The organism is Synechococcus sp. PROS-9-1 (genome assembly GCF_014279775.1).
GTDB lineage: Bacteria > Cyanobacteriota > Cyanobacteriia > PCC-6307 > Cyanobiaceae > Synechococcus_C.
In genome coordinates this window covers 1,909,054-1,923,446 of the sequence record NZ_CP047961.1, presented here as the reverse complement: position 1 = coordinate 1,923,446, position 14,393 = coordinate 1,909,054, and the positions used below count along the sequence as shown (strand labels likewise).

Sequence of the window (14,393 nt, the reverse complement as noted above, 5' to 3'; positions counted from 1 at the left end):
CATGACAGCGTCTTCGTTCGCCAGCAACGGCCCATTTAAAAATCTGCGTAATCAGCTGGCCAAGCTGCGTCACCTGGCCCAACCCTTCTTTTTGCCGCTTGATCAGGCCAGCGGATGGCAGTTCATTTGGCTGTTGGTGTGCCTTCTCTTTTGTGTGGGCGGTTTGGTGCTTGCGGTGCTTACCGCATTGATCCGCAGCCTGGATCGGTTTCAGCCGGACTTAACGGAGAAATATCTCTCTGGTGTTTCAGGAACGATCGCCACGATTTGGTCAAGTTGGTGGGGCGTGGCTTTTGTGGCGCTCTTTCTGGTTGGTTTGGCCAGTTTCGTGGCTTTCCGTCAGCAATTGCGCCAACGGCGTTGGCTCAATTGGGGCTTGCTAGCGACGATCGTATTCATGTTGCTTGCTGTTAACGGAATTAATACGGGGATTGGATTTATTTACCGAGACATTACGAATGCCTTGGTTGATAAGGACCAAGGAGGCTTTTATGGACGATTGGCAATTTATGGGGCCTGTTTTGTGATCGCCCTTCCGATTCGGGTGACTCAGGTTTATATCACCGCAAAGCTGGGGATTATTTGGAGAGAGTGGCTGTCTAAATCGTTGATTGGCGATTACATGAAAAATAAGGCTTATTATGTTCTCAACCCTAATAGTGAAGACGAAACTGATGTTGATAACCCTGACCAGAGAATTACTCAAGATACGGAGTCTTTCACGGCACAAAGCTTAAGCCTTGCTCTGGGCCTCTTTGATGCGCTTCTAACATTTTCGCTCAATATCTTAGTGCTATGGAGTATCAGTTCAAGGCTTACTTTCACCTTGTTTGGCTATTCAGCAGTTGCCACAACTTTGCTGATTGTTTCAGGACGAAACCTGGTCAGAATTAATTACGATCAGCTTCGCTATGAAGCTGATTTCCGCTATGGCTTGTTTCATATCAGGGACAACGCTGAATCGATCGCTTTTTACTCGGGGGAGGGGCAAGAAAAGCAAGAGTCGTACCGACGTCTTGGCTCGGTTGTTAAAAACTTCAACCTCCTGATCATTTGGCAGGTGATCATCGATGTCATGCGTCGATCGGTCTCCTACGCAGGAGTTTTTCTGCCCTTTTTAGTGATGGCTCCGGTGTGTTTTGCCGGTGAGATTGATTTTGGCGTGTTCAATCAGGCCAACTTTGCTTTCAATATGGTGGAGGGATCGTTGTTCTTTATTGTGGCTCGAATTGAGCAACTTGCTCAGTTCGCTGCAGGGATTAGTCGTCTCGAGGGATTCCAAACCAAGATTGAGCAGGTGAGCAAGCAGGCTCCTAGTAGCAACAGCCGCGTGGTTCCTGGAAGTAACAGCATCGTGATTCGTTCTGCCGACCTCTACCCTCCTAATGGAAAGACTCCGGTCATTGAAGATCTCACCATTGATATTGGTGACCACGACAAGTTGTTAGTTGTTGGGCCATCCGGATGCGGAAAGACCTCACTCCTGCGGATGATTAGTGGCCTTTGGGAACCCACTCGGGGCAGCGTGGAGAGGCCATCGATGGGTGATCTCCTGTTTATCCCTCAGAAGCCTTATATGTTATTGGGCTCGCTCAGAGAGCAGCTTTGTTACCCAGCAGATGAGAATCGTTTTAGTGATGAGCAGCTGCGAAGCGTGCTTGAGCAGGTCAGCTTGCAGAAGCTAGTGACCCGTTATCCCGATTTGGATATCAAGCAGGATTGGCCTCGAATTCTTTCCCTAGGAGAACAGCAGCGATTGGCCTTTGGACGGTTGTTGTTGAACTCTCCGAGTTTTGTGGTCTTGGATGAGGCGACCAGTGCCCTTGATGTGAAGACAGAGAAGCAGCTTTATGAGTTGCTCGTAGATCGAGATCTCTCCTTTATTAGTGTTGGCCATCGTCCTTCCCTCAAGCACTTCCATGACAACGTGCTTGAACTGCGGGGGGATGGCGATTGGAGCCTGATCCCCGCCAGTAGCTATCAACCATGAATCAGTCTGATCAAGCCATGGATCGCACGCCTGAGGAGCCCTCCTCTGCATCGACCGCTCTAGAGACCAGTGCCTCAACCAGTGCCACAACAAAAGATGTGCCTGCCTTTGGTTGGAGCGCCTATGCCGAGCGGATCAATGGGCGCTTCGCCATGATCGGATTTTTAGCTGTGCTGCTTACGGAGGCGCTCAGTGGTGACACCTTTTTGCATTGGGCAGGGCTGATTCCCTGATTAGGGGAGTCGAATTAAGTCCACATCCCAACGCCCTCTTCGGCTCACCTGAACGGCGAGTAGTCGGCCATTTCCATTGAGGCTTACGGAACGGGGTACTCCAGGCGGATTAATGGGCAGGCGTTGCAACGCGCTGGCATTGCGTCGGTAGAGCATTAATTCGGTTCGTTCTTCGCGTTGGCGGACTAGGGCGATCCTCTGACCATCCCCACTCACGCTGAGGCTGATGGTTTGGGAATCGGCCTGATTGATCCCATTCAGTGGCACCGGTGTGTCGTTACTCAGGTCAATCAGCTCCACGCGCTCTCTTCCGTTACGACTGGCCAGGCTGGCGAGCCAACGTTGTCCCATCGAGGGAAGGCGCCTGCTCTCGGCGCTGCGACGTAGCGATGCCCCGACCCGGGACATGGGGCGGATGCCGTTTTGACTGCACCCCAAAGCGACGAAGCAAAGCAGTAGAGCCGATGTGATGCATCTCTTTTTCATCGGTTTGGTTCGCTTGGAGTGGTGCTTCGCTTGCCTCCCGGTCCATCGGGCTCGAGCAATCTGCTCAGGTCAATCACTTCGACCCGCCAACGCCCTTGATCTGCGGTTTGAATCGCGAGTTTGCGTGCATCAGGAGCCAGGCTGACCTGCACGGGATCTCGACCAGAGGGCAAGCGTAGGGGGTGAGCTTTGCCGCTCAGGCGGTCTTCAATTAAGACCAGTCTTTGGTTGCCGCGTTGGGTGATCACAGCCAAATAACGGCCGTTCCAGCTCAAGGACGGTGAGCTGTGGGGCTGATGACGTGAGAGGTGGCGCAATCGCAATGAGCCCCCACCTTCAACGTTCCGTAATTGGACGGTCGGCCTGCCGTTTTGCTCTTCTATGACGGCTAACAACCGACCGTTTCCACTGAGGGCAGGGTCTTGTTGTTGGGGCGAAAGCAGGCCAGATGGTGCTCGGGTCGAGCGACCTTCGCAGGCAACCATTCCCAGTGCGAGCAGCACGAGGAGGAGGCGTTGGGGCATACCGGGGTGAATGCTCAGACTGATCAGTCGTCGAAGCGGGAGCTGTTATCCCTTGGGCGGGAACTGCGGGGAGGCGTGCGGTTGGTGTCCCTGGCCGTTGCAGGACCGGTTTCAGGGGCTGGATTGCCAGGGGCGGGATTGCGTCTGCTCACCGGAGCTGTGGAAGAGGCTTGACGAGTGCTTGGGGAGTAGGCGGCATCTTCGGGTTCTCGTCGCAGAGGGCTGCCTTGAGGAATGCCAGCTTGTCCTTCAAGACCACTACTGCTGCGCACAGAGGCGCGAGATGAGGGCTCAGGCCTGGAGGATGCAACTGGGGTAGGCCTGGAGCCTCTGCGTTGATCCTGGCGTTGGCTGCGGCGCTCTCCAAAGCTTGGGCCACTCGGTGCGGATTCTTCACTGCGGCCGAATCGGGCCATGCGCCGATCTCGCTCGCTGCTGTCTGACCAATCTGAGGAGGGATTGGGTCGCTGACGGTTCCGACTTGCGGCCTGTTCGGGGATCGCAGCTCTTGAGGTGCGACGTGGGCGATAAAAATCCTGTTCAGGTCTCTCATCCTCATCAGGACCTTGGCCGCCAAATCTGCGGCGAATTGGCTTGGGCTCGTCGAAACGCTCGTAGGGGTCGTCGTAACCACCTTGCAGACCACCAGCGGGGCTTGCGGCTTCAGGTTCGTCATCGAAATAGGCCGAGCGTCTGGCCTGTTCCGCTGATATTCCCCGAAGCCGCACGCTCTCATAGGCAAAAAACACGGTGGTTCCAGCCAACAAGAATTGGCCAAACTGGAGAATTGGATCAAGCCGCCATCCCTGGAAGAAGAGAATTCCTCCGCAAAGCAAGCCGATCGCCGCGAAGAACACGTCGTAATCACGGGCGAGAGCGGGCTTGAAACTGCGCATGAAGTAGAGCAGTGCTCCACCTACAGCCAGCACAATGCCAACAATGCTGGCCCAATTCAGACTGGCATTAACCACAGTGAAGCTCTCTGATAACGACCTGCGTTGAACCGAAGCTCGGGTCGAGTGAGCTCAGTCTACGGAGCGTGAAAGGGTCTTTAAAGTTTGCGATCAACCTGGTCGGTTTGGCTGAGAAAAAAGAGCCCGATAGAAGCAGGGATCACAACGATCGCTACGCCAGCAACAAGGCTGGTTAGAAAATTGGAGAGGGAAGGCGTCATAGGGGGTTAGGACCGAATGCGTTCAGCGAGGCCTGATTCGCTGCGATCCTAGGGATCAGGGTCAAGTTTCTACGATGACAGCTCCATTGCTTAGGGCTTTGTGACGCCAACGCTTGTCGCCATCCTTCCGCTTCTCAACTTGCTACTGGGTTTGCTGTTGGCCGCATGGACCCTCACATTCCTGGCGCGCATCGTGCTCACTTGGTATCCCCAGGTGGATCTTTCCAAAGGCTTCTGGCCCCTTGTGGGCTGGCCCACTGAGGCGATTTTGGGATTGACACGCCGGGTTGTCTCTCCCATCGGGGGCGTGGATGTCACTCCCGTGATCTGGGTGGGGCTGCTCAGTTTGCTGCGCGAACTGTTAGTGGGCCAGCAGGGGTTGCTCTCTTTGGTGCTGCTCCGCGCCCAGTCCATTGCCTAAATCTCTCTTGGAGTGCACTTGGCACCATCGTTGAGCGGATTTAGAGCATCTCCTCTTCAACGAATTTGGTGTGCACGTCGCCCCTTTGGAATTCAGGGCGGTCGAGCATGCGCAGATGGAAGTCCACCGTTGTTGGGATCCCGGTGATGGCGCACTCGTTGAGAGCTCGTTTCATGCGAGCGAGTGCAGCAGGGCGATTGGGTGCCCAGATGATCAGTTTGCCAATCAGGGAGTCATAAAAGGGCGGGATGTCGTAGCCGGTATACACGTGGCTATCGACGCGGACTCCAGGACCTCCAGGCGGCAACCAGCCTGTGATGCGTCCGGGGGCTGGGCGGAAATTGTGCTGCGCATCTTCAGCGTTGATTCGGCACTCGATCGCATGACCGTTCATCTGAATGTCTTCTTGGCGGACGCTGATCGGCTCCCCTCCGGCGATGCGGAGCTGCTCAGCAATCAGGTCGATACCCGTCACCATTTCCGTGACGGGATGCTCGACCTGGATGCGGGTGTTCATTTCCATGAAATAGAACCCACCACTTCTGTCCAGAAGGAATTCCACCGTTCCGGCTCCCTCGTAATTGATGCTTCGCGCTGCTGCAACCGCTGCTTCCCCCATTTGACGACGCAGCTCAGGGTCGAGGGCCGGGCTTGGTGCTTCCTCGAGAAGTTTCTGATGACGTCGTTGGATCGAGCAGTCCCGTTCGCCGAGATGAACCACATTGCCGTGACGGTCCGCCAGGATCTGCACTTCGACGTGCCGGGGACGGTCGATGAATTTTTCCATGTACAGCCCTGGATTCCCAAACGCTGCATCGGCTTCTCCTTGAGCCGCTTTGTACAGCTTCACCAACTGATCAGGACTGGGCACGAGCCGCATTCCACGGCCGCCGCCCCCAGCGGTGGCCTTGATCATGACGGGATAGCCCATGACAGCAGCAAGCTCAGCAGCTGCCTCCGGGTTGGGCAAGAGGCCTTCGCTACCAGGCACCGTTGGCACGCCAACAGCCTGCATGGTGGATTTCGCCGTTGACTTGTCTCCCATCGATCGGATGGCGTGGGGAGACGGGCCGATAAACGTGATGCCGTGATCGCGGCACATCTCGGCGAAGCGGTCGTTTTCCGCCAAAAACCCATAGCCGGGGTGAATGGCATCTACACCGCGGGAGGTGGCTGCCGCCAGGATGTTGGGGATGTTGAGGTAGCTCTTGTTGCTAGGGCCTTCGCCCACGCAGACCGCCTCATCAGCGAGTTGCACGTGCAATGCAGAGCGATCCACGGTGCTGTACACCGCAACCGTGCTGATGCCGAGTTCACGGCAACTTCTTAAAATTCTTAGGGCGATCTCGCCGCGGTTGGCGATCAGCACCTTGCCGATGGGCATTCCGCAGCATCAGAGCCAGGGCGGATCGTATCAGCGGTTCGGACTTTTAGCCCTGTCGGTATACTCATCCCTCGACGCGCCAGATCGGCAACGTCGCCACGCGGATGTGGTGGAATTGGTAGACACGCACGTCTAAGGAGCGTGTGGCTTTGGCCTTGCGAGTTCAAGTCTCGCCATCCGCATCATTCTTTCCCCGCCCCACCGGCACTGAGTGACGTCATCCACCAAGGACCAAACCCTGGCTGTGGTGTTCGTCTCCAACGGCCCTGGTGAACTCACGACCTGGGTTCGACCCCTTGCAGAGCAGCTGCATCGCCGCCTACCTATGCGGCCCAGAGCTCCTGGATCGTTATTGAGCCTGCGGCTCGTTTTGGTCCCCTGTCCCAATGCCACCGGAACAGAAGCCGCCGCCGCCTCCCGTTGGCGTTTGTTCGATCGCATCACTCTGGCCCGGCAATTTTGGTTGTTGCTGTTGAGGCCTTCTCGATATGGGGTCTGGCCAGATCGGGGTGTGGTGGTCTTTTTAGGTGGGGATCAATTTTGGAGTGTGTTGTTATCAGCTCGGCTGGGCTATCGCCACATCACCTATGCCGAATGGGTGGCGCGTTGGCCGCGCTGGAACGATCGAATCGCAGCCATGGCTCCAGCGGTGCGGGATCAGCTGCCCAGACGCTTTCGCAGCCGCTGCCGTGTGGTGGGCGACTTGATGGCGGATCTTTCCAGCCAAGCCAGAGAAGAGGCTCCACTCCCATCGGGTGAGTGGGTGGCTTTGTTGCCTGGTTCGAAACCGGCCAAACTCAGTGTGGGTGTTCCTTTTCTGCTTGAAACCGCAGATCGTTTGGTGGTTCAACGCCCTGGCTGCCGCTTTTTGTTGCCCGTGGCACCCACCACCACCGTTGAAGACTTGGAGCGTTACGCCAGTCGCTCCAATCCCATTGCTGCCTCGTATGACACCGATATTGCCTCGATTGAACCGGCTCGAGCCGGCGAGGGATTGAGGCGGTTCATCACGCGCAATGGCACCGAAATTCACTTGCAGGAAAACCCTCCAGCCCACGGATCTCTAAGCCAGTGCCAGCTTGCGCTCACCACTGTGGGAGCCAACACGGCTGAACTCGGTGCTCTGGGTGTGCCCATGATCGTGTTGGTGCCTACCCAGCATCTGGGTGTGATGCAGGCTTGGGATGGTTGGCTGGGGCTCTTGGCCCGTCTGCCAGGACTGCGGCGTCTGATCGGCTTGTTGCTCAGCGCCTGGCGTCTCCGGAACCATGGATTTATGGCTTGGCCAAACATCAGCGCAGGTCGCATGGTGGTTCCTGAACGCGTGGGTCCGATCACGCCTGAGCAAATCGCCCTTGAGGCTGAGTCCTGGCTTGCGACACCGGAAAGGTTGAAGGGGCAACGCGATGACCTGCGTGGCCTTCGTGGTGAACCTGGTGCCGTTAGGGCCCTTGCTGAAGAGGTGCAGGGACTCTTGCCCTTGGCTCTTTCCGACTAGCGTCCGCGCCAGTCAAACGTTTGAGTCATGACGAGTGCGCCGGCAGCAGGTGGAGATCGGGTGGAACGCACTCCTGAAGAATGGAGGCAGCAACTCAGCCCAACCCAGTTTCAAGTGGCGCGTCAGGGCGGTACTGAAGCTGCTTTTACCGGTGTTTATTGGGATCACAAGGAAGACGGCATGTATCACTGCGTCTGTTGTGATGCGCCCCTGTTTAGCTCCAGCACAAAGTTTGAGTCGGGGACCGGCTGGCCAAGCTTCTGGAATGGTGCGACCCAGGGTGCGATTCGTACCCATGAAGATCGAAGCCATGGGATGGTGCGAACCGAGATCCTCTGCTCGCGTTGTGATGCTCACTTAGGGCACGTGTTCAACGATGGACCTGCACCCACGGGTCAGCGCTACTGCACCAATAGCGCTTCTCTCGCCTTCAAAAAGAAAGCCACCCCTTGAATGAAAGAGCCGTTTGATCCTTGGTGTTACCAGGGATCATCAAGGGGTTGGCTCTCGTGGTCTGGGGGAGAACGACGCTCGATGGGTTCGACATCCAGGGGTTCGCCGGGGCGTTCGATCGGACGACGTGAAGCCGGTCTTGGACGCTGCTCGACGCGTGGAGACGCATCAAGTTCCTGACGTTGCGCTGATGAGCGCTGGGGCTCTTGGTAGCGGTCTTCGTTCTGAAACGGCTCGGGTTCGCGAAAACGCTCTTGCTCCGGTTCATGGAAGCTGCGGGTCTCCCTGTAAGGCTCCGGTTCGTTGTAGGGCTGTTGCTCACTGAATCGCTGTGGCTCGCGATAAGACGGGGGGTCGTTGTACCGCTCGGGTTCGCGGTACGGCTCTCGATAGGAGTTGCCTCGCTCCTGCAGCGGCGCTTCATCGAGATAGCGACGCTCACGCGTGTTGTCACTACGGCGATCTTCAAGTTCGACGTACTCGAGTTCGCGTTCCGTTTCGAAGCGTTGTGAATCTGAGGCCTCCAGCATTCTGGGTGCCTCTTCCACCGCTTGCCCTGAAATGAGCTGGTTCTCGACCGGGACGATGTTCACCCTGTAACGCTCCCGCTCCTGCTCCTCCCAACTCGGCCCTCCGACCCCCAGTTTTTCCAGCACGCCGCTGCTGAGTTGTTTGAGTTTGTCTTCGGCGCCCTCGTAAACAATGATTCGGTCGGCGCCACTGCTAACGATTTCATCGACAGGGATTTCCCAGGTGCTGAGCACGCCTTCCCCCAGGAGGGGAACGCCAACGGCTCCCATCACAAGCGTGCTGAGCTCGCCTGTCTCGATATCGAAGGAGAAGCCCAAGACGCGGCCGAGCGTTTGCCCCGATTCAGTGATTACCTGGCAGTTGATGACCCTGCTGTAACGGTCTGGCGAAAAGGCCTCGCTGAGCGAGTCTGCGGAATCAACAAGGATCACATCGCCCACCTGGCGAATGCGATCAAGGGGCATCCAACGGGGGAGTCCCGGTAAGAAACGGGTCAGCGGGTTGTCTCTCAAGCCAAGGGCGACCACTTCGCGCCGGTCGATATCGACAACCACTTCGCCGACAACACCCAAGCGTTTGCCGGAGTCGCGGGTGATCACTTGGGTCCCCATTAATTCCGACCGAAGCCACAGCCTGTCGCTGGGGACGGTTGCCAGTGGGTCGTTGGGGGACGGGGACGAGCTCAAACGCAGGCCTCAGCCGGTGCAATTCGACTCATTTTGACGCAAGGCCCGGGAGCTCGTTGATCAGGCTGCATCTGGTAATCCCACAACCTGGGTGTGAGCGCCACGAGCCTGGGTGACACCAATGGTGCGCTTAGAAGCTCCAATCATCGGTCGCCTGTGGCTCACGACAAGGAATTGGGCTTGTTCTGCTTGACGGGCAATTAACGCCGCGAGCCGTTCCACATTCACGCCATCGAGGAAGCTGTCAACCTCGTCGAGGGCATAGAAGGGTGAGGGGCGGAAGCGCTGCAGTGCAAACAGAAAACTGAGTGCTGTCAGTGACTTTTCCCCACCAGACATGGCTGCCAGACGGCGCACGGCTTTGCCTTTTGGGTGAGCGACCAGGGTGAGCCCTCCCTCGAGGGGATCATCCGGATTGTCCAGCTGCAGCTTGCCGTCGCCCTCGGACAGGCTCGCAAAGATCTCTGAAAAATGCCCATCGACGGCTTGAAAGGCTTCCATGAACGCCTCTTGCCGGAGTGTGGCCACCGTTTCAATCCTCAGCAGCAGTTCCTCGCGCTCCTGGCTGAGCACATCGAGGCGTTCGCCTAGGTCTCCAAGCCTTTCTTCCAGCGCCGTTAATTCTTCGAGGGCCAGCATGTTGACCGGTTCAAGAGCTTCCATCCGTTTCAGAAGCTGCTGCAGCTGGTCCTGCAGCGCCTCGAGGCCGGCATTGCGGATCTCTTCTGGGATCTCTGGAAGGGGATTAGGCAGTGTTGGCTTGAGCTCCTCTAAGCGGATTCCACCGCTGCGCAGTTGCTCTTGGATTGCTTGACGCTCCTCTTGCAAGCGTTCAAGTTCCCAGCGGGCTTGCTGGAGGTTCTGACGCAGATCGGCCACGGAAGCCTCTGCTGCATCGCGAGCGCGACGCTCTTCCCCAAATTTGGTTTGGAGGATTTGTTGCTGGCTTTCCAACGTCTGGCGACGTTCTTGCAACTCCTTTTGTTCATCACGCCAGCGTTGATGCGCTTCAGCGAGTGCTGTGACGGCTAGTTGGAGACTGTTTTCTTCTTCTTCGATGGCTTGTTGTTGGTCACCGATTCGGGTCTGTGCCAGTTCGCGTTCACGCTGATGCTGAAGGCGATCATCGCGATGGCGGCGGGCCTGCTCCAAGGCGTTGTCCGACTGTTCGAGTTCGGCCTGGAGTTGTTGCCAGTTCCCGGCATCGGCCTCGGCTTGAACCTTTCTTTCCTCCGTAGAGATTCTCTGGAGTTCGTCCAGCAGAGGGGTGATGGTGGTTTTAAGAACTTGAAGCCTCTGCTCCTGTTCCGTGCGGTTGGATTGAAGGCTCTGGAGGCGTTCACTGCGTTGGCGGCAGCGCTCCAGCAGTGGTCCATGGGCTCGCTTGGCCGCAGTTCTCTCCGCATCCAGAGCCGCTTGCCTCTGTTCCAGTTGTCTCAGGAGAGGACGCTCTTGCTCGAGAGCTTGAAGCAGACGGCTTTCTTCGCGTCTGCAAGCCGCCAGGGTCTCGCCGAGCTCGAGCAGCCGCTGCCGGAGGGGCTCGGCCTCATCGCTATCACTGCTCACCCCGAAACTCAGCCCACCGCTGCGTTGGCTGAAGCTTCCTCCCGTCATCGCGCCACTTTTTTCAAGCAGTTCGCCTTCGATGGTGACGGCTCGGAAACGCCCGAGTTGTTGCCGAGCACTGCCTAAATCGCTGAACACCTGAGTGTCGCCAAACACATACCCGAAGACGTCGGCATAGATCGGCTCGTAGCGAATCAACTCCACCGCTCGACCGATGAGGCCGGCGTCATTGCCTCCCTCCGGTCGGCGGCCACGGGCCATCGCCGCGCCACCACCTGCGGCCTGGGAGCGAATTTTGTTGAGGGGCAAAAACGTTAAACGGCCCGCACGCCGGCTCTTCAGCAAGTCGATGGCACGCGCTGCAATCCTGTCGTCATCGACGACCACCTGGGCCATGCGTGCTCCGGCCGCGACCTCTAGGGCCAGGCGATGACGATCTTCAACTTCGCCAAGTTGGGCAACCGCTCCATGGATTCCATCGAGTCCCGCCTCCAGCAAGAGGCGTAAGGCTCCCGTCCCTCGTGTTTCCTGTAGGGCTTCCCGTCGACTCTCTAAGCGGGCGATTTCCCGCTCCAGGCGGGTCTGTTCCTGTTCAAGCCTGGTGCGGGTGCGTTGTTGAACCGCTACAGCTTCAGCACGTTCTTGAAGCTGCTCTTTGCCGCTTCGCAGGCTTTCCAGCAGCGATTGCCACTCCTGTTCCAGTTGCTCAAGCTGGTCTTGGACCTCACGGTCTTCGGCACCGGCTTCGTCACGTTCCAGCTGTATCTCGGCTTGACGGGCTTCGTCCTGACGCAACCGCTCTTGCAGTTGCTGTTGCTCCTCCTGAAGAGGCGTGAGCGTGGTCTGTAGGTCTGAGCGGCGGGCTGCCCGTTGGCGTTGCTCATCGAGCCATGCTCCAGATCGCCCGGCGACATCGCCGAGGCGTCGACGCGAGATTTCAACGGCAGCTTCGGCATCGCGGCAGGCTTGCTCTGCTGCCTGAAGCACCTCTGGGTTGTTGGCTTGTTTGAGGCCTTCCCCGTCTGCTTGAAGTTGGTGCCGGCGAGAGCTGAGGCTCTGTCGCAGCCCTTGTAAGCGTTCGCCTTCTTGCTGATGTTGCGTGGCTTGCCGTTCGAGTGCGCGGTTCTGGGGATCGAGACCGGCTAATTCAGCCTGCACGCTGAGCAGTTGGTCTTCGCCTAGAGCCTTAACGCTCTCCTGAAGGGTTTGGAGGCGTGTGGCCTCTGCAGACAGGGTTGCTTCCTTCTCGGTGATCGCCGCGCTGTCGCGGATCTCCTGTTCGCTGAGCTGTTGTTGGCGGGCTTTGAGCTGTTTCAGCTCTGCTTCAGCCGCTTCGAAGGCCAACACCAGCTCTTGCTGGCGGCCACTCTGCACTTGATCGCGTAACTCTTGATAGGCCCTTGCTTTCGCGCAGTCCTTTTCAAGTCGTTGGCGCGCGGTGAGCAGTTCTTGCTCAACGATGCGGCAGCGATCTTGCCGCTCTTGCACATCGTCGAGCTTGCGGCGGCTTTGTTCGATTCGGGTGTCGAAGAGTGCGACCCCCGCCAGCTCGTCAATCAGGCCGCGGCGGTCCCGATTGCTCATCGAGACAATCCGAGTCACGTCGCCTTGCATCACAACGTTGCTGCCTTCCGGATCGATGCGTAATCGGCGCAGCTGGGTTTGCAGCTGCTGCAGGTTGCAAGGCTCTCCGTCTGAGCTGTACGTGCTGCTGTACGAGCCTCCAGGCATCACACGCAGCTTGCGGGTCACGGTCCATTCATTGGCATCAGCCTGGATCCAGGGACCATCTTCAGGAGGTTCGATACCCTCCTCTGCTGCATCTGGCTGCCAGTCGCTCAGATCAAAACGCACGCTGACGGTGGTCTCTGCTGACTTTCCAGCCTTGAGCATGCCGCTGTTGACCAGATCGGGTAAACGATCGGCACGCATGCCGCGGCTATTGGCTAGACCGAGGCAAAACAGGACGCCATCGAGAATATTGCTCTTCCCAGAACCATTCGGACCGGTCACCACAGTGAAACCGGTCTCGAGGGGGATGGTCATCGCCCCACCGAAGGACTTGAAGTGGGTCAGTCCGACTTGATTGATATGGACCAACAGGTGACACAGCTGTCAGCGGACCAAAATTAGCTAAGCCTTTGAAAAGCTCAAGGGCTTTGTACTGGTCTGTCATCAGCTGATGAGTGCAGCCTGCATTCGCCATCGGCCAGTTCGAGGGTCAGGGGGTCTGGAAAGCCGAGGGCTGCAGTGCCAAGAAGTTCGATCTTGATCAGACCCCCTGGGTTGTCGGGTAAGTCCCCGCGGAAGGTGCCACCAAGAATTCGGCGTCCCCAACCGCGTCCACCAGACACAGCCGCTGAAGTCCGCTCAAGCCAGACCAGGCGGTGCCTTGTTAAAGAGGTGGCTTGGAGGCTGGGGCCGTTTGGAAGGGGCACACTGTCTAGACGCCAGGTGCGGCAGCTTTCGCCATCTTCCAGGAGTAAATCCACATGCCGGCAGGCCGGATCATCTGGAGCATTCGTGTGTTCTAGGAATAGATATCGAGACAGTTGCACTGTTATGGGTTTCATCTTCTAGACACCATCTCTAGTCTGAGAAAGGCGTTACCCCTACCCATGGACTCAGCTCCATCCCAAGCGGAAGAAAAGGATTTCGCGCATCGGTTTCGCGATCATTTCGAGACTCTCGTCCCCGAGATCCAGCGGCGTTGGCCCGAAGTGACGCATCAAGCTTTGCAAGCAACACGGGGCAGTTTCGATGATGTTGTGCAGTTGATCGCTTCCCAAGGCGATCGGGCGGTGCAAACCGTGCAGCACCAGCTCGAAGACTTAATGCATGAGCCTGGTGAGGGCGTGCGCAGTTTTGCTGACACGCTTGAGCCTTTAGAAGAGCAACTCGAGCAGCTGCTGGATGAGCTCAATTCCACCCTCCGGCCCAAGATTGAACGCCCCGTCCGTGAACGGCCGTTGCTTTCTATAGCTATTGCTGCAGGAGTTGGAGTTCTGGCGGGTGCCCTGTTGATGGGAGGTCGTCGTTCCTGATGAGTGACTCAAACCGATCTCAAGAGAGCCGCCCACGAGGCCTTGGAGCTGCGGCTCGAGTGACAGCGTTGGCCAGTTCGGTGATGGACCTTCACGTCCGCATTGCTCTGCAGGAAGTCGATCGAGAAAAGCGTCGCCTCATTAGTGGAGGTGTCTTTCTGGCCATGGGCGGAACCTTGATGCTCTTGGCTCTTGTGGCTGTTGAAACGGCTTTTGTTGTTTGGTCGTTGACCGCGTTCAAGTGGACGTTGCTGCAGTCGTTGCTCGCCCTTGCTGTTTTTAATGTGGTGATTGCTGGTGCGAGCTTGCGGATTGGAGGACAGCTGGCGAAGGGCCCTTACTTGCCCCAGACCCTTGAAGGCTTGTCCAAAACCACTCGCGCTGTGATGGGGCGTTGATCGAT

At 57.5% G+C, this 14,393-nt stretch carries 15 protein-coding genes and 1 tRNA gene; 8 read left to right on the top strand and 8 right to left on the bottom strand.

Annotated elements, in window-relative coordinates; all coding sequences use genetic code 11:
* Position 1: 1 nt before the first annotated feature.
* Together SynPROS91_RS10250 and SynPROS91_RS10245 are read left to right on the top strand one after the other, a co-directional pair.
* Entirely contained in the window at positions 2–1,990 is a 1,989-nt protein-coding gene (locus SynPROS91_RS10250) for an ATP-binding cassette domain-containing protein (RefSeq protein ID WP_186516548.1), read from the top strand.
* 17 nt (positions 1,991–2,007) lie between these two features.
* Positions 2,008–2,223, top strand: a complete 216-nt coding sequence (locus SynPROS91_RS10245; protein WP_370586804.1) for a chlorophyll a/b-binding protein — start codon at positions 2,008–2,010, stop codon at positions 2,221–2,223.
* Here SynPROS91_RS10245 and SynPROS91_RS10240 read toward each other — a convergent pair whose 3' ends face one another.
* The 4 genes from SynPROS91_RS10240 to psbX all read right to left on the bottom strand — a co-directional run bounded on the left by SynPROS91_RS10240 (position 2,224) and on the right by psbX (position 4,407).
* Positions 2,224–2,709 (bottom strand): hypothetical protein, encoded by a 486-nt coding sequence (locus SynPROS91_RS10240; RefSeq protein WP_186516544.1) that lies wholly within the window; start codon positions 2,707–2,709, stop codon positions 2,224–2,226.
* Positions 2,706–3,233 carry a Tol biopolymer transporter periplasmic protein gene (locus SynPROS91_RS10235; protein WP_186516542.1) on the bottom strand — a complete coding sequence of 176 codons (528 nt, stop codon included), beginning with the start codon at positions 3,231–3,233 and terminating at the stop codon, positions 2,706–2,708. Before SynPROS91_RS10235 ends, SynPROS91_RS10240 begins: the two co-directional genes overlap by 4 nt.
* A gap of 23 nt (positions 3,234–3,256) precedes the next feature.
* Positions 3,257–4,204 (bottom strand): Ycf66 family protein, encoded by a 948-nt coding sequence (locus SynPROS91_RS10230; protein ID WP_186516540.1) that lies wholly within the window; start codon positions 4,202–4,204, stop codon positions 3,257–3,259.
* 80 nt (positions 4,205–4,284) lie between these two features.
* Entirely contained in the window at positions 4,285–4,407 is a 123-nt protein-coding gene (gene psbX, locus SynPROS91_RS10225) for a photosystem II reaction center X protein (protein WP_011620364.1), read from the bottom strand.
* A 100-nt stretch (positions 4,408–4,507) separates the two neighbouring features.
* On the opposite strand from psbX, the gene SynPROS91_RS10220 reads away from it, so the two are divergent.
* Complete coding sequence (locus SynPROS91_RS10220; RefSeq protein ID WP_186516538.1) at positions 4,508–4,828, top strand: YggT family protein; 321 nt, start codon at positions 4,508–4,510, stop codon at positions 4,826–4,828.
* Positions 4,829–4,868: 40 nt separating this feature from the next.
* On the opposite strand, the gene accC is transcribed toward SynPROS91_RS10220, so the two are convergent.
* Positions 4,869–6,212, bottom strand: a complete 1,344-nt coding sequence (gene accC / locus SynPROS91_RS10215) for an acetyl-CoA carboxylase biotin carboxylase subunit (RefSeq protein WP_186516536.1) — start codon at positions 6,210–6,212, stop codon at positions 4,869–4,871.
* 100 nt (positions 6,213–6,312) lie between these two features.
* Here accC and SynPROS91_RS10210 point away from each other — a divergent pair.
* The 3 genes from SynPROS91_RS10210 (at position 6,313) to msrB (ending at position 8,163) form a co-directional block, all read left to right on the top strand.
* Positions 6,313–6,394: transfer RNA gene (locus tag SynPROS91_RS10210), tRNA-Leu, on the top strand.
* A 29-nt stretch (positions 6,395–6,423) separates the two neighbouring features.
* Positions 6,424–7,710 carry a glycosyl transferase gene (locus tag SynPROS91_RS10205; protein ID WP_186516534.1) on the top strand — a complete coding sequence of 429 codons (1,287 nt, stop codon included), beginning with the start codon at positions 6,424–6,426 and terminating at the stop codon, positions 7,708–7,710.
* 27 nt (positions 7,711–7,737) lie between these two features.
* Positions 7,738–8,163, top strand: coding sequence for a peptide-methionine (R)-S-oxide reductase MsrB (gene msrB, locus SynPROS91_RS10200; protein ID WP_186516533.1), 426 nt, complete (start codon positions 7,738–7,740; stop codon positions 8,161–8,163).
* Between the two features lie 26 nt (positions 8,164–8,189).
* Here msrB and SynPROS91_RS10195 read toward each other — a convergent pair whose 3' ends face one another.
* The 3 genes from SynPROS91_RS10195 to SynPROS91_RS10185 form a co-directional block, all read right to left on the bottom strand.
* Complete coding sequence (locus SynPROS91_RS10195) at positions 8,190–9,380, bottom strand: PRC-barrel domain-containing protein (RefSeq protein WP_186516529.1); 1,191 nt, start codon at positions 9,378–9,380, stop codon at positions 8,190–8,192.
* A 60-nt stretch (positions 9,381–9,440) separates the two neighbouring features.
* Positions 9,441–12,992: a chromosome segregation protein SMC gene (gene smc / locus SynPROS91_RS10190; protein WP_370586766.1), complete on the bottom strand. Its 3,552-nt coding sequence runs from the start codon at positions 12,990–12,992 to the stop codon at positions 9,441–9,443.
* A gap of 104 nt (positions 12,993–13,096) precedes the next feature.
* Entirely contained in the window at positions 13,097–13,519 is a 423-nt protein-coding gene (locus SynPROS91_RS10185) for a hypothetical protein (protein ID WP_186516521.1), read from the bottom strand.
* A gap of 45 nt (positions 13,520–13,564) precedes the next feature.
* Between SynPROS91_RS10185 and SynPROS91_RS10180 the strand changes: the two genes are divergently transcribed.
* The gene (locus SynPROS91_RS10180) at positions 13,565–13,990 is read left to right on the top strand and encodes a hypothetical protein (protein ID WP_186516519.1); all 426 of its coding nucleotides are present in this window, start codon (positions 13,565–13,567) and stop codon (positions 13,988–13,990) included.
* On the top strand, positions 13,990–14,388 hold the full coding sequence (locus tag SynPROS91_RS10175; RefSeq protein ID WP_186516517.1) for a phage holin family protein: 399 nt from the start codon (positions 13,990–13,992) through the stop codon (positions 14,386–14,388). The genes SynPROS91_RS10180 and SynPROS91_RS10175 overlap by 1 nt, the downstream gene beginning before the upstream one ends.
* Positions 14,389–14,393 lie beyond the last annotated feature (5 nt).